17 protein-coding genes and 1 tRNA gene are annotated in these 18,447 nt (G+C 69.0%); 7 read left to right on the top strand and 11 right to left on the bottom strand.

What is annotated here, in order from left to right:
- Positions 1-53: 53 nt before the first annotated feature.
- Together MXD57_RS17150 and MXD57_RS17155 are read right to left on the bottom strand one after the other, a co-directional pair.
- Positions 54-1,226, bottom strand: coding sequence for a serine hydrolase domain-containing protein (locus tag MXD57_RS17150; RefSeq protein WP_250402350.1), 1,173 nt, complete (start codon positions 1,224-1,226; stop codon positions 54-56).
- 74 nt (positions 1,227-1,300) lie between these two features.
- On the bottom strand, positions 1,301-2,644 hold the full coding sequence (locus MXD57_RS17155) for a transcriptional regulator (RefSeq protein ID WP_250402330.1): 1,344 nt from the start codon (positions 2,642-2,644) through the stop codon (positions 1,301-1,303).
- A 250-nt stretch (positions 2,645-2,894) separates the two neighbouring features.
- Between MXD57_RS17155 and MXD57_RS17160 the strand changes: the two genes are divergently transcribed.
- The 5 genes from MXD57_RS17160 (at position 2,895) to MXD57_RS17180 (ending at position 6,132) form a co-directional block, all read left to right on the top strand.
- The gene (locus MXD57_RS17160) at positions 2,895-3,389 is read left to right on the top strand and encodes an ATP-binding protein (protein ID WP_250402331.1); all 495 of its coding nucleotides are present in this window, start codon (positions 2,895-2,897) and stop codon (positions 3,387-3,389) included.
- A 29-nt stretch (positions 3,390-3,418) separates the two neighbouring features.
- Positions 3,419-3,721 (top strand): hypothetical protein, encoded by a 303-nt coding sequence (locus tag MXD57_RS17165; RefSeq protein ID WP_250402332.1) that lies wholly within the window; start codon positions 3,419-3,421, stop codon positions 3,719-3,721.
- A gap of 169 nt (positions 3,722-3,890) precedes the next feature.
- Positions 3,891-4,061, top strand: coding sequence for a hypothetical protein (locus MXD57_RS17170; protein WP_015507450.1), 171 nt, complete (start codon positions 3,891-3,893; stop codon positions 4,059-4,061).
- Positions 4,062-4,144: 83 nt separating this feature from the next.
- Positions 4,145-5,341, top strand: coding sequence for a JmjC domain-containing protein (locus MXD57_RS17175; protein ID WP_250402333.1), 1,197 nt, complete (start codon positions 4,145-4,147; stop codon positions 5,339-5,341).
- Positions 5,338-6,132, top strand: coding sequence for an aldo/keto reductase (locus tag MXD57_RS17180; RefSeq protein ID WP_250402334.1), 795 nt, complete (start codon positions 5,338-5,340; stop codon positions 6,130-6,132). Before MXD57_RS17175 ends, MXD57_RS17180 begins: the two co-directional genes overlap by 4 nt.
- Here the strand turns inward: MXD57_RS17180 and MXD57_RS17185 are convergent.
- The 6 genes from MXD57_RS17185 to MXD57_RS17210 all read right to left on the bottom strand — a co-directional run bounded on the left by MXD57_RS17185 (position 6,120) and on the right by MXD57_RS17210 (position 12,712).
- Entirely contained in the window at positions 6,120-6,977 is an 858-nt protein-coding gene (locus MXD57_RS17185; RefSeq protein WP_250402335.1) for a hypothetical protein, read from the bottom strand. The two genes, MXD57_RS17180 and MXD57_RS17185, sit on opposite strands and share 13 nt — an antisense overlap.
- 124 nt (positions 6,978-7,101) lie before the next feature.
- Positions 7,102-8,814 carry a relaxase/mobilization nuclease domain-containing protein gene (locus tag MXD57_RS17190; RefSeq protein ID WP_250402336.1) on the bottom strand — a complete coding sequence of 571 codons (1,713 nt, stop codon included), beginning with the start codon at positions 8,812-8,814 and terminating at the stop codon, positions 7,102-7,104.
- Positions 8,811-9,344, bottom strand: a complete 534-nt coding sequence (locus MXD57_RS31805) for a MobC family plasmid mobilization relaxosome protein (protein WP_308290802.1) — start codon at positions 9,342-9,344, stop codon at positions 8,811-8,813. The genes MXD57_RS17190 and MXD57_RS31805 overlap by 4 nt, the downstream gene beginning before the upstream one ends.
- Positions 9,345-9,676: 332 nt before the next feature.
- Positions 9,677-10,531: a DUF2637 domain-containing protein gene (locus tag MXD57_RS17200; RefSeq protein WP_250402338.1), complete on the bottom strand. Its 855-nt coding sequence runs from the start codon at positions 10,529-10,531 to the stop codon at positions 9,677-9,679.
- A 424-nt stretch (positions 10,532-10,955) separates the two neighbouring features.
- Positions 10,956-12,248 (bottom strand): DUF3631 domain-containing protein, encoded by a 1,293-nt coding sequence (locus tag MXD57_RS17205; RefSeq protein ID WP_250402339.1) that lies wholly within the window; start codon positions 12,246-12,248, stop codon positions 10,956-10,958.
- A gap of 233 nt (positions 12,249-12,481) precedes the next feature.
- A complete protein-coding gene (locus MXD57_RS17210; RefSeq protein WP_250402340.1) occupies positions 12,482-12,712 on the bottom strand; it encodes a hypothetical protein in 231 nt (76 codons plus the stop codon).
- Between the two features lie 94 nt (positions 12,713-12,806).
- Here MXD57_RS17210 and MXD57_RS17215 point away from each other — a divergent pair, with 94 nt between their 5' ends.
- Entirely contained in the window at positions 12,807-13,508 is a 702-nt protein-coding gene (locus tag MXD57_RS17215; RefSeq protein ID WP_250402341.1) for a helix-turn-helix domain-containing protein, read from the top strand.
- Positions 13,505-15,148 carry a tyrosine-type recombinase/integrase gene (locus MXD57_RS17220; protein ID WP_250402342.1) on the top strand — a complete coding sequence of 548 codons (1,644 nt, stop codon included), beginning with the start codon at positions 13,505-13,507 and terminating at the stop codon, positions 15,146-15,148. The genes MXD57_RS17215 and MXD57_RS17220 overlap by 4 nt, the downstream gene beginning before the upstream one ends.
- 127 nt (positions 15,149-15,275) lie before the next feature.
- On the opposite strand, the gene MXD57_RS17225 is transcribed toward MXD57_RS17220, so the two are convergent.
- The 3 genes from MXD57_RS17225 to MXD57_RS17235 all read right to left on the bottom strand — a co-directional run bounded on the left by MXD57_RS17225 (position 15,276) and on the right by MXD57_RS17235 (position 18,385).
- Positions 15,276-15,349, bottom strand: a tRNA-Thr gene (locus MXD57_RS17225).
- Between the two features lie 107 nt (positions 15,350-15,456).
- The gene (locus tag MXD57_RS17230) at positions 15,457-17,082 is read right to left on the bottom strand and encodes an alpha/beta hydrolase (protein WP_250402343.1); all 1,626 of its coding nucleotides are present in this window, start codon (positions 17,080-17,082) and stop codon (positions 15,457-15,459) included.
- Between the two features lie 97 nt (positions 17,083-17,179).
- The gene (locus MXD57_RS17235) at positions 17,180-18,385 is read right to left on the bottom strand and encodes a DNA polymerase III subunit delta' (RefSeq protein ID WP_250402344.1); all 1,206 of its coding nucleotides are present in this window, start codon (positions 18,383-18,385) and stop codon (positions 17,180-17,182) included.
- Positions 18,386-18,447: the final 62 nt, after the last annotated feature.

Below are 18,447 nucleotides of genomic sequence, written 5' to 3' on the forward strand. Positions count from 1 at the left end.
TGACTTCTACATGCCGGGTGGGAGCTGTGCACTGACCACTGGGAAGGGAGCCATCACGTCAGTGACCGGCGCACCGCGTCGACGAGCGACACCGCACGTACATCGTCCGGGCCGCTGATGACGTGGTTCATGGCGTAGCCGAAGGCAACGCCGAGTTCTGGGTCGGCGAAGCCGAGGGAGCCGCCTCGGCCGTTGTGGCCGAAGGCGTTCGACCCGCTCATGGGGTTGTCTCCGGTGGGCAGCTGGTATCCGGAGCTGAACCGGCTTGGCGCCACCAGCACCTGGTCCATTCCGGCTGCCTGCTCCTTGGTCGCCAAAGTGAGGGTCTCAGGAGTGAGCAGACGAATGCCGTCCACCTCGCCGATCAAGGCCGCGTACATACGAGCCAACCCACGCGCGGTGCCGATGCCATTGGAAGCCGGGAGTTCCGCGGCCTGCACCTCGGGGGCGTTGAAGTCGATCGCGGCAGGGTCGGTCACCATGTACGCCCTGTTGCTGAGCGAGTCCGGGTCGCTCCAGGCGGCGACCTGATCACGCAGTTCCTCGGGGATAAGCTCCGGGGCCACAGTCGTGAGGTCGACGGCTGGCCTGCTGTGCACCATGTGGCTGACCCGTTCGCGTTCATCCGCCGGCAGACCGATGAAGAAGTCGAGGTCCAGGGGGGCAGCGATCTCGTCAGCGAAGAAGCGGCCCGGCGTGCGGCCGGAGACTCGGCGGATCACCTCGCCGACAAGCCAGCCCCAGGTGCGGCCGTGATACCCATGAGCGGCACCCGGAGTCCACACAGGGCGCTGCGCGGCCAGTGCCGCCGCCATCGGGTGCCAGGCCAACGCGTCGTTCAACGGGACCGGTTGATCCAGAGCGACCAGGCCAGCCTGGTGGGACAGGAGCCAGCGCACCGGGATATCTGCCTTGCCGCTCACGGCGAACTCCGGCCAGTACGTGGCGACGGGCTCGTCCAGGTCCAGCTCACCGCGCTGGGCCAGCCAGTGTACGGCGGTCGCGGTCGCTCCCTTGGTAACCGAGTAGACGAGTTGCAGGGTGTCGCGCGTCCATGGTCGGCCGGAGCGGGGATCAGCGATGCCACCCCACAGATCCACTACCGGGTGGCCATACCGGTACACGCACACCGCCGCCCCGATGTCCCCGTGCCGGGCGAAGTTCTCCGCGAACGCCTCACGCACCGGTTCAAAGCCGGCCGCGACCTCACCGCCGATCACCGTCATGCTGTCCATCGTGACACCCTCGACGCTTGCTTCCATGGGCGACCTGGCTCTCGGCATACGGGCCCGTAGCAGCGTTAGGAAGCGACGGGCAGTGCCTTGAGGCGCTCGCGGAACTCGCGAACGACTGGGACGGACGTGTTCGGTTCAAGCCGCGCGGAGAACTCCCTGAGACGACCCAGCGCTCGCATCGAGCTGACCCTGTCCTCCAGGAGTTCCGCTCCGCGGTTCGCCGCTTCGAGCGCTCCCTCCAGGTCGTTGCCGGCGAGCCGGGCTTCGGCCAGGCGTGCAGTCCGTACGGCCATGTCGCGGGGTGCTGCCCCGTTGACAGACATCTCCAATGCACTCGTCGCGCGTTCCACCTGACCCGCGCGCAGCAAGACCTTGCCCTCGGTTGACTTGAGCTGAGCCTCGCCGAACCAGTCAAGCCAGTCGGGGTCTTCTCCTTCTGTGTGACGCCCCCAGTGAGATGTAGCGCGGTTCAGCGCCACGCCGGCGCTCTGGTGGTCGCCATCGCGGGAAAGCGCTTCGGCCTTGTGCAAGTAGAGGAAGGACTGGGTGTAGGGCGACAACGTTCGCGGTGCGTTGTCGATGGCGGTGGAGATGAGGTCGACCCGCTCTGCGGTCCGGCCCGCTTCCGAGACCTGGACCCCCATCTCGGCAAGCACGAAGGCGCCGAAGGCATCGTCTCCTGCTGTACGGGCGCTGCGCAGGGCTCCGATGTAGTACCGCTGTCCTGCGGAGCGCAGCCCCGCGTCATAGGCCATCCAGCCGGTCAGATGTGACACGCGGGCGGCCAGTGCGTAGAGGCGGAGGCGGATCGTGTCCGTGTACCGCCCAGCGTCAAGGAGGCCGGTAATCAGGGCGAGGTCGCCACGTGCCTGGTCCAGGAGCCGAGCTCCGCCGAGTTCGTCGTCGAGCACGCGGAGGGTGCTGATGCGCTGCTCGATCGTCGAGACCATCGCGTTGGTGACGCGATCTCCGTTGAACGCCGAGGCGAAGGCGGATGGCGCCTCGGCCCAACTTGTCGCCAGTTCCGTCAGGGCGAGGCCGGTGATCGTGAGAAAGCCTCGGCGGTCCAAGCATCCACTCCCCACCAGATCTGTCAGCACCTCGACGGTCCCGGCCTCGTTCCAGGGAGTGCCGAGCCCGGTCACTTCCCATACTGGAAGCCAGTATGGCCACGCCGTAGCCTGCGCCCTTTCGTGCGGCACACTCAACAGGTCGGCGAGGACGTGTCGCGCATCGGCATCCGGCTCCTGGCCCTGCTCCCATTTCCACACGGTGGTGCGGTTGGTCGCGAGCGGGACGCCGAGCGACTTCCCATGAGCCTGCATGAGCCGCGCGAACTCGGCCTTCCCCCAACCGCGCGACTGACGGACGTAAGTCAGTGGGTGAACTGCTAAGGGCTCACCAGACACATCATCTCTCCCGTCATCCCCTTGCGACGTCGTTCGCAGGCTACTCGCCGCGCACGTGCGTGGAAGGGAGTCCCCAAGAGGAACCCCCTAGAAACGTTCCGGCCTGGCAGCTCCGGTCGTTGACTGAGACAAGCCGCCCCGGAGCAGCGCGTCAGCGCCCGTTCCGGACGGTCACCTCAGATCGGCGGCTCCATCTCTGTGTCCCCCATCGGGGATGGAGCCGCTCTCCAGCTCTTCGGAGGCGTCCGCCATGCCCACGCTCGTGACTCACTTCGCCCTCACGGGCACGAAGGAAGAGGTATCGCCCGCTCGGCACAGGGTCATTGACAAGGTGCGCGCATGGGGCGTCCCTCTGGATGACGAGACAGTCGACGCAATCGGCCTCGTCGCCTCCGAGCTCATCACCAACGCCGTGATCCATGGCAGCGGGCCCATCACCGTCACCCTGTCCCACAGTTCAGGCAGCTTGGTAATCGACGTGCTCGACACCAACTCCACTGTTCCGAAGTTGGGTTGCTCAGATGTGGAGGACGAGGGCGGTCGCGGTCTGGTCTTGGTCGATTTCCTCGCAGCTCGGTCGGGTTGGAAGCGCGCCCGAGGCGGGAAGCACGTGTGGGCCGAGATCGCACTTCCGAAGTCGACACCCGCCGTTGGAACCGCCGTCCTGAGCCAGTTGTCCGGGGCTCGGTCGCCAAGTCCTCGCGGCCGAACAGTGCCGTCGTCGTATGCCTTGGCTACCGCCTGATGGGGCGGCACGCGTTTCGTCTGGCGACGATGACTGAACCCGACGTCGTATTCAGGCCGACGCGTCGGGACATCGATCCCGCCACAGGTGAGCTGACTGCTTACGCGCTCTGGGACCGCCACGGCTGGGAGCCGAGCGGCGAGTGCTGGCTCTGGTGCGGACGTCACGGCGTCGAGGTGACGTGGATCGGGCCTGTCCTCTCCAGCGGCATGCACGCGGCCCTCTACTCCTGCCGCGCCTGCCTGTACGAGCTGGACCAGCGCGTCCTGCAAGCCAATGTGCGCCAGGACCTTGCTCTCCCCCAGGTTGACGGACCGAGACCTTCGCGCTGAGAGCACCCCTCACGATTCCGCGGTCCCCGCATCTCCGTTCCCCTGCGGCTGTTGGGACGGCTTGCAGTACGCATGTCTGCCATCGCGCAGGCACCGACGGAGCCTGCGCGATCCAAAAGGACTTCCCGCCGGAACCCCGGCGGGAGAACCGAAGAGGAAGGAGCACGAGGTGGCACAGAGTACGACGACAACGCCGCCGGCCCCGAGTGGCCTCCTGGTGGCGGTTGAAGAACTGACCGCCGTCCACGACCGGTACGACAGCCTCCGGTCCGACAACCAGGGAAGCTCCGGCGACTCGCCGTGGCCGGGCGGTGACGGAAACCTGACCGACACCGAGTAGCACCCAGGCGGCGGGGGCGACAGAGCCTTTCGTGTCGCCCCCGCCGCGTCCACGTTCACGTAACCGCACCCAAGGAGGCAGTGATGGAACACCAACTGATCAGCGCCATCGAGAGGGCGCTGGGATGGAGTGGCCCGGAAGAGATCGGCAAGGGCTTCGCGCGCGGGAACATGGGCGACGCTGCCCTCGTCTCCCGCATCCTCACCCCGAACCACCTGCTCGACATCGCCATGCGCAGGAGCCTCAGCCGCCCGCAGTTCCGGTGCTTCCAGAAAGGCGACGAAGTCCACCCGGCCGTCTACTACACCGACAGCGTCAGTCCCCGCGGCCAGAGCATCCCCATGGTCAACATGCGCAGTCTGGGCCGGCTGCTGGACGAAGGTGCGACGCTCATCCTCGACCAGGCCAACGTCTTCGACCCGACGATGGAGGTCGCCTGCCGGGCGTTGCAGTGGTGGTCACACGAGCGGGTTCAGGTCAACGCCTACCTGACGACGAACGATGCGGCGGGCTTCCCTCTGCACTGGGACGATCACGACGTGGTGATCGTCCAGCTCGCGGGCGAGAAGGAGTGGGAGGTGCGAGGCACCTCCCGCCCGGTGCCGATGTACCGGGACGCCGACCCCAACAGCACGCCGACCGAAGAGATCGTCTGGTCCGGCGTGATGAGGACCGGCGACGTCATGCACATCCCGCGGGGCCACTGGCATCAGGCGACCCGGACCGGTAGCGGCTCGGGAAAGAGCCTCCACGTGACGTTCGGCATCACCAAGCGCACCGGAGCGAGCTGGCTGGCGTGGCTGGGTGACTGGTGCCGCGAGCAGGAGATCTTCCGGCACGACCTGGACCGCCGAGATCAGGTCGGTGGCCAAGCCCTGCTCGAAGCCGCCACCCGACTGATCGGCGAGCGCTCCCCGGCCGACTACCTGGCCGCGTACGAGCAGGCGACGACACTCCCCCGACACGTCCCGTACCTCGACATCCTGGCCCCGCTCGACGCCGTGGTGTGCACCACCCACTTCCCGCCCCAGATCCACGAGAGCGGGGAGACCGTCACTGTCGTGGCTTCGGGCAAGCGGCTCACCCTCGCGGCCAAGGCCGTGCCCGCGCTGCGGCTGCTGCTCAGCGGCCGACCCGTCTACCTGGAGCGCGCGGCGGCCCTCGTCGGGGCCGAGGTGGCGGAAGTGGCGGAGATCCTGGTGAAGGAGGAACTGTGCGCGACACTGACCACCGAGTTGTCCTCGGGCTACACCGGTCTCGTCATGAACGTCGGCTCTTGATCGGCGCGTTGGACCTCGGCGTAACCGTGCTCGACACCAGCACCAACTACCTCCACTTCCGTTCGCACGAGGTTCTGGCACGGGTCGCCGGCGACCTGCTGCCGAAGTTCCATCTCTCCACCAAGGTGGGCTACTTCCCGGGCATCAGCGGGGCCGAACACTCCCTCGCCCCCGAACGACTGCACAACTCGGTGGAGGAAGCGGCCCGTGCCCTCGGGCGGGAGCCGGACCTGGTGTTCCTGCACAACCCGGAACACTCGCTCACGCCGGGCACCGCCCAGTCGAGCGAGGCCCTCGCCGAGGCGTGCGCAGCCCTCGCCAGTGCGACATCACGCGGGCTGTGCGCCGCGTGGGGCATCGCGACCTGGGACCCTACGGCGCTGCCACCTCTGGTCGACGCATCCGCACCGAACCCCTCCACGCTCATGGTGCGGGCCGGCTTGCTGGTGGGCGTCGGAACACTCGATGCCGCCGAGGCCCTGATGGAGGCGTGGGGCCTGGGCACGGGCGCGATGTGGGGGATGAGCCCCTTCGGCGGCAGCATCAAGGCGCCGGTGTGGGCTCGGGTCGACTCCCGGGTCTTCCTGCGTGACGGCGGCGGGTACTCCCGTGCACAAGCGGCCTTCCGGGTGGCTTACCAACTGCCGAGCGTCGGCGCCGTAGCGGTCGGTACGGACGAACCCGCGCACCTAGGAGAACTCGTCGGCGCCCTGGCCGCCGTCCCCGACGAGCAGGCCGTCGCCGAGTACCGCACGCTGCTCCGTGACCGCCCGAGTACTCAGTCCGCCTGAAGGTCTTGGAGGATCTGTTCCGCCATGTGCCGCGCAGGCTCCAGCCGGGGGTCCTGCGGGTGAGCGTCCGGGCCGAGGATCTTCGAGCACACGAAGAGCGTCATCAGCTTCCCGTCCCGGCTCGCGAAGTCTGCGCGCCGCTCCCGCAGTACGCGGTCCGCCAGAGCCGGGACGGCGAGCGAACTCGCCCACAGTGATGCGGAATCCAACCCACGTGGCGCGTTACCCCAGTCCTCCCAGTCGAAGAGAGAGAACGTCGGCGCGCTCATGTTGGCCCAGTTCAGGTCCGCATGGGCCGGCACCCACTGCTCAACGGTGGTGTCGAAGGAGTTGGGAAACGTGGCGCGGATGGTCCCGGTGACGAGGGCCTGCGTGATGGTCTCGGTGTCCGGTGAGGCCACGCGACTCGTCCGCTGTGCGGCGAGGGCGTCCAGCGAGGAGCTGAAGGCACGCCACCATTCGTCCGGGAGTTTGGGGTCTTCGCTCAGCACGGCGGTACCGACGGGGTCTCCGGGCAGGAGCTCTGTCTCGTCAGCCCGCCACATGACGGGCTCGTCTGCGTCCCGCCATACGACGCACGCCTGCCATTCGGGCTGGGCGATGCCGTTCAGACGAGCGGCGCACTCAGTGCCGTTCCACCCCTGATCGCCGATCTTGTCCACGAGGCGCCGCTCAACCCGAACCCAGGTGTCACGACCAGTTCGTGCACCCACGGAACGACGCTTGCGCACCACTGTGTCCCGGTCGAGCCGTGTCTGGAGTGATCGCTCGACCTGATCAAGAATCTCGTCGACCGGCTGCACTCGCAGATCGACAGCCTGACCGGTGGGAACCGAGAGCGTCATAGAGCGACGGTAGCAGCGTGGGATGCGCCGTGATGGTCCCTTTCGCACCGCCCATTCGTAGTCCCTGGCGATCGCCTTGAGCGGCGTGCCGGACTACGCAGCGCACCGCTGTCGGCGCCACCTGTCACCTCCCGAGTCGGCGATGCTGTCCTGGTTCGGCCACGGGATTGGTCGACTGCGTGAGCGATGTGCCGGCGCCCATTGCCGGTGTCCAGGTGGTCGTCTTCCGCCGTGCCGCTTCGGCCCTGCGGTTGGGAGCGGGGTTACGGCTGGTGTGCTGGATGCGGGTGATCAGGACGCGGGCGGGCTGTCGGGCGGACGTGAGTTCACGCCGGTCGGCGGCTTCTTTGAGGAGCAGGTGGGGCTTGTGGCCGCCCTCTTCGGCATCGGCGAGGACAGTGGCAAGGGCTGGCCAGGTGGGGTCGGTGAGGATGCGGTCGGCGTGGTCGGGGACGGCGGCGCGTACGTCATGGGCAAGGGTCCGTCGGACCTGTTCGCTGGGGTGGCGGCTGGTGAGCTTGTCGACGACAGGCGTGAGGGCGTGATCGGCGGCGTTCTGGAGGTGGTGGAGGGCCGTGCGGGCGGCTTTGGCCTGGTGGGCGTGGTTCCTCGCCTCGTGCCAGCGGGTGGCGACGATCGTGGCCCAGACGAGGGCGGCCAGCAGAGCCGCCAAGGCACTGCCGTCGGGGCCGGTGGCCGTGTGAGCGATGTCGCGGGCCGCCCGACGCAGGGTGTGGGCGGCCTGGTTCTCGGCCCGAATCTGGGAGCGCTGCGCGCGGGCGAATGCCCGTGAAGCGGCTCGTAGGTCGGCACGGAAGTGGTCAGGGGCCATCTGAGCGCTGGCCTCGATGAGTTCGCCGAGCGCCGTGATGTGGGCCTGGGCGTGGGTGTCGTCGGCCATGTCGGAGTGGAGGGTGTCGAGAGCGTCGGTGGCCTGGTGCCAGGGGGTGGTTAGTCGCTCTCGGCGGGCAGTGGGGTATTCCTCTGGCCCGGTGGTTTCCAGGCGGGCCTTGAGCTTGGGGAAGGTGAGGTCGGGAGCGATCTTTCCACCGGGGTGGAAGATCTGTTCGCCGTCCTTGTTGAGGTCGCCGGGGCGGCCGACGGCATAGCCGAGGAGGTCTCCGGACGGTCCGCGGCGCGGCTTGACCGCGATGCCGTCGGCTTCGAGATAGGCGAGGAGTTCCTCGGCGCTGCCGGCATGAGGGATGGCGGCGCGGATACGGTCCTGGAGCCAGTCGCGGCTGGTCTCCTTCCAGCCGAGGCGTTCGGCCTTGTGCATCTCCACTTGGGTGGGGCGGCGTCCGGCGGTGCGGTCGCCCTTCTTCAATTGGCGTAGGCCGTAATCGGTCTCAATCTGGCGGCAGGCGTCGCCGATCCGGATGCCGCTGTCGTGGAGCTTGGGCCGACGGCCGTCCTCGCGGACGGTGGTGGCGAGGATGTGGATGTGGTCGTCCGCATGGCGTACAGCGATCCACCGGCACGCCAGGTCGTCTCCGGGCGGAGCGATGCCGGCGGCTTCGACGATCCGCTGGGCGATGTCAGCCCACTCGGCGTCGGAGAGGTGCCGGTCCTCGGGGGCTGCGCGGACGGGGCAGTGCCAGACGTGGTCGGTGACGTGCCTTCCGAACTCGCCGTTCCGAAGGTGAACGGGCTCGTCGAGGTGGCGGGCAAGCTGGGTGAGGGTGGCGTCCTGGTCGCGGCCTGGGTCGGGCATGCCGAGCATGGCGAAGCCCGCGACGATGTGCGGGTCGAGATGTTCGTCATGACGGCCGGGTCCGTAGAGGTATGCGAGCAGGCCGCGAGTGTTGGCTCCGGCCGGTTTGATGGCGGCGATCACGTGGCCTGGTCCTTCCTGAATTCGGCGGGTTCGCGCAGGGCCTCGGCTATCAGCTCCAGCAGGTGGTGCAGCTCATCGAGACGGTGACGTAGGTCAGGTGGGGTGAGGTCGCTGTTGAGGGCACGGGCGATCTGGTTGACGTTGACGCCGATCCGGTTGAGTTCGCGCAGCACCTGGGCGCGGAACATGTGGGTGCGGCGGCGGTCCTCGGACAGCGGCAGGTTCGCTGTGAACCGACCGTTGATGAAGGCGAGGACGATGTCGGCGGCGAAGCCGGATTCCCCTTTGTAGCCGTGCTCGGCGGCAGCCTCCTGGAGCGAGGCGTTCTCGTCGCCGGTGAAGCGCAGCGGGCCGACGCGGACGGTCCGCTTGGTGCCGGTGAAACGGCGAATCGCCGGCTGCACGCTCTGCACGGCTGCCTCGCCAGCCGTCGGCTCGACGGCAGACGGGGAACGGAGGATCTGTTGCTGTACGGCGTGAAGCTTGTCCGAGTCGGGGCCGCCCTCGGCTCCGACCTCCCGGCTCGGCACCCCCTGGCGCTGGGCCGTCTCCGCCTCCCCCGGGGCGGAGACCCACGAAGACCGGCCTTGAGTCGGACTCGGGGTACTACTGGCTCCGCCAGGGGCCGTCCGTCCGAACGCCCGCCGCAGACGCGACAGCAGCGTAGGGGACTGCGGCGAGACAGGTGGCTCAACAGGAGTGTCGTCAGGTAGGCGCTGGCTGTGCTGCAAAGGAAGATGCTCCAGGTACGACTCGGCGAACAGGGTCACGGCGTCTACGCAACGCGGCCATCACGTTGCCCAGGCGGTTGGCAGGTGCTCGGGTGACCGGAAGGGTTCCGGTCACCCGAGCAGGGCCGGTGTCAGCGCTTGGAGACTTCGATGCCGGTGGCTTCGAGCTCCGGCCGAAGCAGTTCCATGACTTCGGTCTGCCGCTCGCTGCCGATCGTCAGGTCTCGGTCTTTCACGGCCGCTCGGAGCAGGCCGCGCGTGAGTTTGCCGTGCTGGTGACCGGTGGCCCGGCCGATGTCCGCCAGTTCGGCGATGGTGGCTTTCGGCGGACGACCACCGGCCGGTTTGGATTTGGGGACCTTGGACCTGGGTTCCGTCCGTTCGTCTCCGAAGGTTTGCGGGTCGTCGGCAGCGGCTTCCTGCCGTAGGCCGGCACTGAGGTCACCGACCGGCCGGTTCCGCGCGTGTTCGGAACCGGTGTCCTCTGAGTCGCCAGCCGGTGCCACGAGCTGGTGTATCTGTCGCATCAGGACGCCGAAGGCGACCATCGCGGCGGCCGGAGGAACGGCAGCGACCACGTAGTCGAGGAGCGGGACGCTGCGTACATTGTCCGTGCCGCTGACCCCGGCGACGTTCAACGTGATGGAGCCGATCGATCCGGCCGCGGTGACGGCGATCGCCCAGTGGTCGGTTGTACGCCGCAGCGCAGCGCGCAGCATGAGGAGTTCGCCTGCGACGATGAATGCGTCCAGCGTGGCGGGCCAGGCCCACCGGCGGATGGGGGACGCACCCAGCCCGTGCTGGCCGGCGACGTCGGCGAGGTGCGCGTAGGACAGCCAGAACGCTCCGGCTGTCAGGGCGACGATGACGATGCCAGCCGCGCCGAGTGCGAGCTGCTCGGCGTCAACAAGCTTCTGCGACTGCCCTTCAGTGCGAGCGTCATCTCGTAGCTGAGGTGATGGCGTGGTGAGGTGCGGGGCGGTCAAGCGGGAAGCTCCTCGGGATAGCTGTATGTGGCGTCTTTGCCGTCTCGGCCGTTGCACGTGCAGGTCAGCGCGGGACGGCAACGCTTGGGAAGTGCCGTCTCGGAGGGGGCAGCACCAGCGTCTTGTCCCGACTCGGGACAGGGAAGCGGCAGCTTCCGGTCCAGTTCTGTCCGGTGGGGGGCTGCACCCGCCGGGACGGCCGCGTTGCGGTAACCGTCCCGGTGAGCAGGACTGTGAGCTGCGGTGATACGGCGAGGACGCTTGGGACGGGGCAAGACGGATCTGGACGCTGCCCCCTTGGCTGGCTAACGTGCGGAGACGCGTGCGTTGCCGTCTTGCCCTCGGCTGCCGTCTTGCCGGTGTGTGCCCTGACCTGCGAGATCACGGCAGGGACGGCAAGTACGGCAAACCTGGGAGGTGAGGGTCAGCCTTCGCCACGACGGGCGTCGACTGGGTGGACGCTGGGGCAGTACCGTCGCCACGCGTCGAGGAACTTGTTGCGCATGTAGCCCTTGCGCTGGGACCGGTCGGCCATGCGCACGTTGCCGGGCCGGATGCCGTAGTCGCGCAGCATCCCGCTGAGTTCCCGGGAGGTCAGGCCGTAGCGCCCTCGCTCTCCCCACGGGGCTTCGGCGTCGGCGTTCAGGTAATGCAGGAGGTCCTCGGTGGAGAGGCTGTCCGCCTCCCGCTGGGCGAAGAAGACCCGCCGGATGTCGGCGAGGATGCGCGCCCCGCTGGGGTGCTCGCCCTCGGCCGCCACCTCGGCGGCGACCATTCGCGCGCACGCGATCCGCGCGAGCCGTGGCCAGCGACCGCCTGCCAGGTCGGCGACGATCACCAGGGGTTCCCATGTATCGGCAGCTCGGTCCTCGACCGGCATGTCCGGCTCCAGGCTCGCGGCGTCCTCCAACAGCGGGAGGGCCCAGATACGGATGCGGTCGCGCAGCTCGTGCAGGGCTGGGATGTCGCGTCGCGAGCGGAAGGGTTTGACCTTCTCGCCCTCGGCCCTGCGGCGCATGCGAATGACGACCGACCGATCCATGACCGTGTCCGGCAGGTCTCCGATGCCCGCGATGGCCGCCATGGCGAAGGTGGCGAACCTGTGCGGGGTGTGGTCGTTGCCTACGACCCGGGTGACGTACCGGCCGCGCTGGTGTCCGGCGTTGAGCAGGCCGCGTGTCTCCTCGTTCTTCTCCGCGACCTTGGGTCCGAAGATGGTGTCGGCCTCGTCCACCAGCAGCGTCGGCGGCTCTTCCTCGTTGATCGATCGGAAGATGGCCGCTGGTGTGGTGTTGATGGTGAGCATCGGCTCGTGGACCGTTTCGGTCAGCACGTCCAGGAGCCGCGACTTCCCGCACCTCTTCGCAGGCCCCACCACTGCCAGCCGTGGGGCGTGCTGCCACGCGGGCTGGAGCTGCGTTGCCGCCACCCACAGGGTGATCGCGTCCAGCGCCTCGGATGAGGGCGGGATCACGAACTGGGCTATCTGAGAGCGAAGTTCGTCCAGCAGCTCCGAGCCCGGTGTCGGCTCCGCGTCAGGGATGGACTCCAGGCCCCTCGCCGGATCTGCCTCGCTGCCCCTGCCGTCGTCCGGGTCCGCTGTGGAACCGTCAGCCCGCGCGGAGCGCGGGTGGGTGTCGGGCTGGCCGGGGATGGCCGTGGCGGGCCAGGCCGCTCGGGCAGGGGCGGAATAGTAGTCGGGGTTCTCGGGTTGCACTGGGTGGCTCCTCCTCTGGCGGTGTCGGGCTTGCACGCCCCTGCCGCCGGGTCGGTTCTCATCGAATTGCTGGGGAGTCTCGGGGCCTCCGGCGTTGCACCGCCGGAGGCTCTCCCTCTTCTCGCGGGCTTCTCGGCACCGCGAGCGACCACGGACAGTACGTCCACGTCGCGCCACAGTCCAGCGTTTCTGTGTCAGCTCAGCGCAGAAGCGGTTACCGTACGTCAGACGCTTCACGCTGCCAGGCCCAGCAAGGCCAGCAGGTCTGTGGTCACTACCCGGTAGGCATTCCCGAGCCGAAGCACCTTGCACGGGTACTGGCCGCGCTTGGCCAGCTCGTACCCCTTGCTCCGACCGAGCCCCAGCGCCCGATTGCCCGTCTCCAGGTCAACAGCGACAGGGAGCCCCAGAAGCTCCTCGCGGCTCATCCCCTTCGCTCGACCCGCCTCTTCATCCTCGCGCATGCGCACTCCATCCATGACTGAGCCCACGGCGAACGCGACCTACGCGCCCGTCTCCAGGTCTTGGAATCAACGCTAAGCGAGCTAATGTGTCTCTATGACACAGCACCGTAGTCACCATGGATCAAAGAAGGCCGACGACGAGGACGACATCCCGGAGTGGGTGGACCAGGTCATGTCCACCGTGGCCGGCGAGGTCCGCAGACGACGGAAGGAACTGGGTTGGAGCGCGCAGGACTTGGCCGACAAGTGCGCGGAGATCGGCCACCCGATCCCTCGCAATGTCATCGCCAACATGGAGTCAGGACGCCGCTCCAACCTCCCTTTGGTCGACGTCATCGTGCTGGCCGAAGCACTGAACACCCCGCCCATCTGCCTCGTCTATCCCGTCGGCTACGTCGATGACGTGCAGCGACTCCCGCTCCAGCACCCCACCACGTCGATGGACGCGCTGCGCCGGTTCACCGGGGAGGAGACCGATCTCGGAGCGGACGACGACATGCTCCGCTACTTCCGCGCTCACCACGCCGCCCAAGAGCGACTGCGCAGCGCGCAGCTCGACGAGGAGCGTGCCCGCTACGACGCCGCGACCGCCCCGAACACCGACCGAAAGGCCGAGGCCCTCCGCGCCCAAGCGCGCGCCGCCGAGGCGGCCGACGAGGCCAAGAGTCGCCTGCACAGAATCCGCGCCTTCATCCAGGAAGAGGGCGTCACGCCCCCATTCCTCTGGCCCGACGTGGTCAGCGCGATCGAAATGCCCGGGAGCGATCCCGACACGACTGAGGAGAATGATCTTTGAAGGGCTCCACCTACCGCCGCTGCTCCTGCCGTGACCCGAAGACCGGCAAGGAACTCGGCACCTCCTGCCCCAGGCGCAACAGCAGGAACCACTGCACCTACTCCATACGCCAGGAGCTCTCACCGCGAGAGGACGGCAGCCGCCGCTCCTTCGCCCGGGGCGGGTACGGCAGCCTCAAGACGGCCCAGGCTGACCTCGACCACGTACGCGCCCTCCTCGGACTCGCCGACTCGGACGACCCTGAGGGCAACGAACTCATCGCCGAGATGCTGGCCGAGGTCAGCCGCGAACGCTCGCCCCTGCCCGATGTCGAGGAGACGCGGCGGCGCCTCAACGCCGGCCAGGACCTCATTGGCAGCCTGACCGTAGCCGAATGGCTCGATCGGTGGCTGTCCGGCAAGCGCATACGCAAGTCCGGCCTCAACCGCTACGAGACCGACATCCGCGTCCACCTGAAGCCGCGCATCGGCAACCGGCGTCTGGACCGGCTGCGCGTCAGCCACCTCAGCGAGATGTTCACGGACATCAGCGACGCCAACGCCCAGATCCTGGAGGACAACGCCCAGCGGCGAGCCGCGATCGACGAGTTGGCGACCGTGCCGTGGACGGGCGTCGAGAACCGAGCTCGACGCAGGGCGATGAAGGCCGCGATCGACGAGATGCCGCCCTTCCGGCGCATCACCGGCCCCGCCACTCGTCAGCACGTCAAGGCGACCCTTCGCGCGGCTCTGAACGACGCGATCGGTCAGCAGGTCATCACCTTCAACCCCGCTGCTCATGTCGAGATCGACCCCGTGCGCAAGCCGAAGGCGCTCGTGTGGACGGACGAGCGGGTCGCCAAGTGGGAGCAGACGGGCGAGAAACCGTCGCCCGTGATGGTCTGGACGCCGCAGCAGACCGGTGCCTTCCTCGACTTCGTCGCCGAGGACCGGCTGTACGCGATGTGGCACCTGATCGCCTTCCGCGGCCTGCGCCGTGGCGAGGCGTGCGGGCAGCCGTGGTCGGAGACGAACCTCGACACCCACTCGCTCACCGTCTCATCCCAACTCGTGCAGGACGGCTGGGAGATTGAGGCATCCGACCCCAAGACCGACAGCGGCTACCGCGTGGTCGCGCTCGACGACGACACCGTCAACGTCCTGAAGCGCCACCGTGAACGCCAGGACGCGGCCCGCGAGGAGTGGGGTTCGGCCTGGGTGGACACCGGCCACGTCTTCACGCAGGAAGACGGCTCCTGGCTCCACCCCGGCAAGGTGACCGACCTCTTCGAGCGCCTCGTCGCCGCGTCCGGCCTCCCACCGATACGCCTGCACGATCTGCGCCACGGCGCGGCCACGCTCATGCTCGCCGCCGACATCGACATCAAGATCGTGTCGGACACACTCGGGCACAGTGACACCCGGATCACCCGGGACATCTACCAGAGCGTTCTCCCCCAGGTCGGCAGGAGCGCCGCCGAGGCGACCGCGAAGCTGGTCCCCCTTCAGCGCAAGGCCGAGGCGGAAAAGACCGCACGCAAGGCGGCCAAGAAAAACAAGGCCAGGAACTCCGGCAAGACCAAGGGCGGCAAGCCGACGGACAAGGCGAAAGTCCAGGCCGAGGCGGACAAGAAGGCCAAGCGCCGGGTGCCCAAGAAGTAGGCCCCCAGCGGCTCCGCTCACGCATCGCTCACGCAAGCAAAGTCACGGCACCCCGGCCGCGTGAGAGGCCATACCTCGAACAACAGGAAACCCCAGGTCACGGGCTATGTGACCTGGGGTTTGACCGAGCCGCTTTCGGGATTCGAACCCGAGACCTACGCATTACGAGTGCGTTGCTCTGGCCATCTGAGCTAAAGCGGCGCGCTGCCGGCACCATGGTGCGATCGGCAACGTCGGTAAGTCTACACAGTTTCGGGGGGTGCTTCGCACCCGCCCCGGAGCGAGGGGCTCCGGGGTGGCTAAGTGGGCTATGAGCAGCGCTTTCCGGGCGGTGGCGGGGTGCCGTTGAGGAGGTAGGCGTCGATCGCCGAGTCGATGCAGGAGCTGCCGCGGCCGTATGCGGTGTGGCCGTCGCCGACATAGGTGAGGAGGCGGCCGGAGGAGAGCTGGCCGGCCAGGGACCGGGCCCAGCGATAGGGGGTCGCCGGGTCGCGGGTGGTGCCGACGACCACGATGGGGGCGGCACCCTTCGCCTCGATCCGGTGCGGCTCGCCGGTGGCCTTCACCGGCCAGTAGGCGCAGTTCAGCGAGGCCCAGGCCAGGCCCGCGCCGAAGACCGGGGACGCCTTCTCGAACGTGGGCAGCGCCTTCTCCACCTGCTCCGGGCCGGTGAAGGCCGGCGGCAGGTCGAGGCAGTTCACGGCGGCGTTGGCCATCATCAGGTTGCTGTAGCGGCCCTTCGCGTCACGTTCGTAGTAGCTGTCGGAGAGGGCGAGCAGGCCGGCGCCGTCGTTCTCCCGCATCGCCGAGGTCAGCGCCTCGCGGAGCTGCTCCCAGGCCGCCTGGTCGTACATCGCCGCGATCACCCCGGTGGTGGCCAGCGACTCGCCGAGTTCGCGGTCGCCCGCCGGGACGGGGTGGGCGTCCAGCTTGCGGAAGAACGCCTTGAGATGGTCGCCGACCTGCGCGGGAGTCGTGCCCTTGCCGCCGAGCGGGCAGTCGGACCGCTGTACGCAGTCCCGCGCGAACGCCTGGAACGCCGTCTCGAAGCCCGCCGTCTGGTCCAGGTTGACCCTGCGGGAGCCGAGGGAGGGGTCGATGGCGCCGTCCAGGACCAGCCGGCCCACCCGGTCCGGGAACAGACCGGCGTACGTCGCCCCGAGGAAGGTGCCGTACGACGCCCCCACGTAGTTCAGCTTCGGGTCGCCGAGCGCCGCCCGCAGGATGTCCATGTCCCGTGCCGCGTCGACGGTGGACACGTGCCGCAGCAGTCGCGCCGAGTGCGCCCCGCAGCTCTCCGCGAACTTGCGGTACTGCCCGACCAGCGCGTTCTTCTCCCGCTGGTCGTCGGGGGTCACGTCGGTCCGGGTGAAGGTGTCCATCTGGGGGCCGTCGAGGCACTCGACCGGCTCGCTGCGCGCCACGCCCCGCGGATCCACGGCGACCATGTCGTACAGCGCGCGGACCTCGGCGGGGTAGCCGACCCCGGCGTACTGCTCCAGGTAGCCGATGGCCGAGCCGCCCGGGCCGCCCGGGTTCACCAGCAGCGAGCCGAGCTTGTCCTTGCCGGTGGCGCTCTTGCGGGCCACGGCCAGCTTGATGTCGCCCGCGCCGGGGTCGGCGTAGTCCAGCGGCGCCTTCATCGTGGCGCACCGGAAGCCGGGGACACCGCAGGCCCGCCAGCTCAGGTGCTGTCCGTAGTACGGGGCCAGTGCGGCGGGCGTGGCCCGCGGCAGCGCGGCCAGCGCCGCCTCGGCCGCACCGGCGGACGTCGTGGTCGTGCCCCCGGCCGAGCAGGCGGACACGAGCAGCGCGGTGGCCGCGACCAGGGCACCCGTGACCCGGGCCGTCGCCCGGGATCGGGTTCCGGCGCGCGTCGAGGTGCGGGTCCGGCCGGCCCGTCGGGGCAGGCGGAGGGAGGGCCAGGTGTGCATCGGGCGATCGTAACGCTGAGCGACGTTTCGTGTACGCGACGTACGAGGGCGTGGCCTCGTACGGGGGACGAAGTGCGTCAACCACCGTACGCCCGGCTCACCCCGCCCGCAGTGCCATCGTCATCGCCTCGACCGCGAGCAGCGGTGCCACGTTGCGGTCCAGGGCCTCACGGCAGGCGGCGATCGCCTCGATGCGGCGCAGCGTGGACTCCGGGCTGCTGCCGCGGGCCAGCCGGTCCAGGGCGTCCTCGGTGTCGCCGTTGGCGATGGCGACCCGTGAGCCGAGCTGAAGGGCGAGGACGTCGCGGTAGAAGCCGGTGAGATCTCCGAGGGCGACGTCGAGGCTGTCGCGCTGGGTGCGCGTTCGGCGGCGCTTCTGCATCTCCTCGAGGTCCTTCACCGCCCCCGCCGTGCCGCGTGGCAGCCGGCCGCCCTGGGCCGCGCCCAGCGCCGCCTTCAGTTCCTCGGTCTCCTTGCCGTCCATCTCCTCGGCGAGCTGCTTGGCGTCCTCGGCGGCCGCGTCGACCAGTTCCTGGGCCGCTCTGAGGCAGGCCCCGACCTCGTCCAGCCGCAGCGGGAGTCTGAGCACGGCGGCACGGCGCTCACGGGCGGCGGGGTCGGTGGCCAGGCGGCGGGCCCGGTCGACATGGCCCTGGGTGGCACGCGCCGCGGCCATGGCCGCGCCGGGTTCGATGCCGTCGCGTCGCACGAGCATGTCGGCGACGGCCTCCACCGGGGGCGTGCGCAGGTTCAGGTGGCGGCAGCGGGACCGGATCGTGGGCAGGACGTCCTCGACGGAGGGGGCGCACAGCAGCCACACCGTGCGGGGCGCGGGCTCCTCCACGGCCTTGAGGACGGCGTTCGCGGACTTCTCGTTGAGCCGCTCGGCGTCCTCGACCAGGATGATCTGCCAGCGCCCGTTGGCCGGGGCGGTGTAGGACTTGCGGACCGTGTCCCGCATGTCCCTGACCAGGATCTCGGCGCCCACGGCGGCGACCGTGCTGACGTCGGCGTGGGTGCCGAGCAGCGCGGTGTGACAGCCGTCGCAGAACCCGCAGCCCGGGGTTCCGCCGAGCGCCCGGTCGGGGCTCACGCACTGCAGGGCCGCGGCGAAGGCCCGTGCCGCCTGGTTCCGGCCGGCCCCGGGCGGGCCGGTGAACAGCCACGCGTGCGTCATCCTCGACGCCTCCGGCGGCGGCCGGTCCGCGGCGGCGGCCGTGACGAAGGCGTCGGCGTCCCGCGCGGCGCCGTCGAGCACCGCGCTCACCTTGTCCTGTCCGACGAGGTCGTCCCACACGGTCATGGGTCACGCCGTCCTTCCATCACACTCCGCGTCCCGCCCTCCATTGTGCGGGCGGGCACCGA

It is taken from the genome of Streptomyces cellostaticus (assembly GCF_023630175.1).
Taxonomy (GTDB): domain Bacteria; phylum Actinomycetota; class Actinomycetes; order Streptomycetales; family Streptomycetaceae; genus Streptomyces; species Streptomyces cellostaticus_A.

Bases quoted from the DNA above. Each gene is read 5' to 3' on its own strand.
- MXD57_RS17150 (WP_250402350.1), bottom strand. From the start codon at position 1,226: ATGACGGTGATCGGCGGTGAGGTCGCGGCCGGCTTTGAACCGGTGCGT.
- MXD57_RS17160 (WP_250402331.1), top strand. From the start codon at position 2,895: ATGCCCACGCTCGTGACTCACTTCGCCCTCACGGGCACGAAGGAAGAG.
- MXD57_RS17165 (WP_250402332.1), top strand. From the start codon at position 3,419: ATGACTGAACCCGACGTCGTATTCAGGCCGACGCGTCGGGACATCGAT.
- MXD57_RS17175 (WP_250402333.1), top strand. From the start codon at position 4,145: ATGGAACACCAACTGATCAGCGCCATCGAGAGGGCGCTGGGATGGAGT.
- MXD57_RS17185 (WP_250402335.1), bottom strand. From the start codon at position 6,977: ATGACGCTCTCGGTTCCCACCGGTCAGGCTGTCGATCTGCGAGTGCAG.
- MXD57_RS17210 (WP_250402340.1), bottom strand. From the start codon at position 12,712: ATGCGCGAGGATGAAGAGGCGGGTCGAGCGAAGGGGATGAGCCGCGAG.
- MXD57_RS17215 (WP_250402341.1), top strand. From the start codon at position 12,807: ATGACACAGCACCGTAGTCACCATGGATCAAAGAAGGCCGACGACGAG.
- MXD57_RS17230 (WP_250402343.1), bottom strand. From the start codon at position 17,082: ATGCACACCTGGCCCTCCCTCCGCCTGCCCCGACGGGCCGGCCGGACC.
- MXD57_RS17235 (WP_250402344.1), bottom strand. From the start codon at position 18,385: ATGACCGTGTGGGACGACCTCGTCGGACAGGACAAGGTGAGCGCGGTG.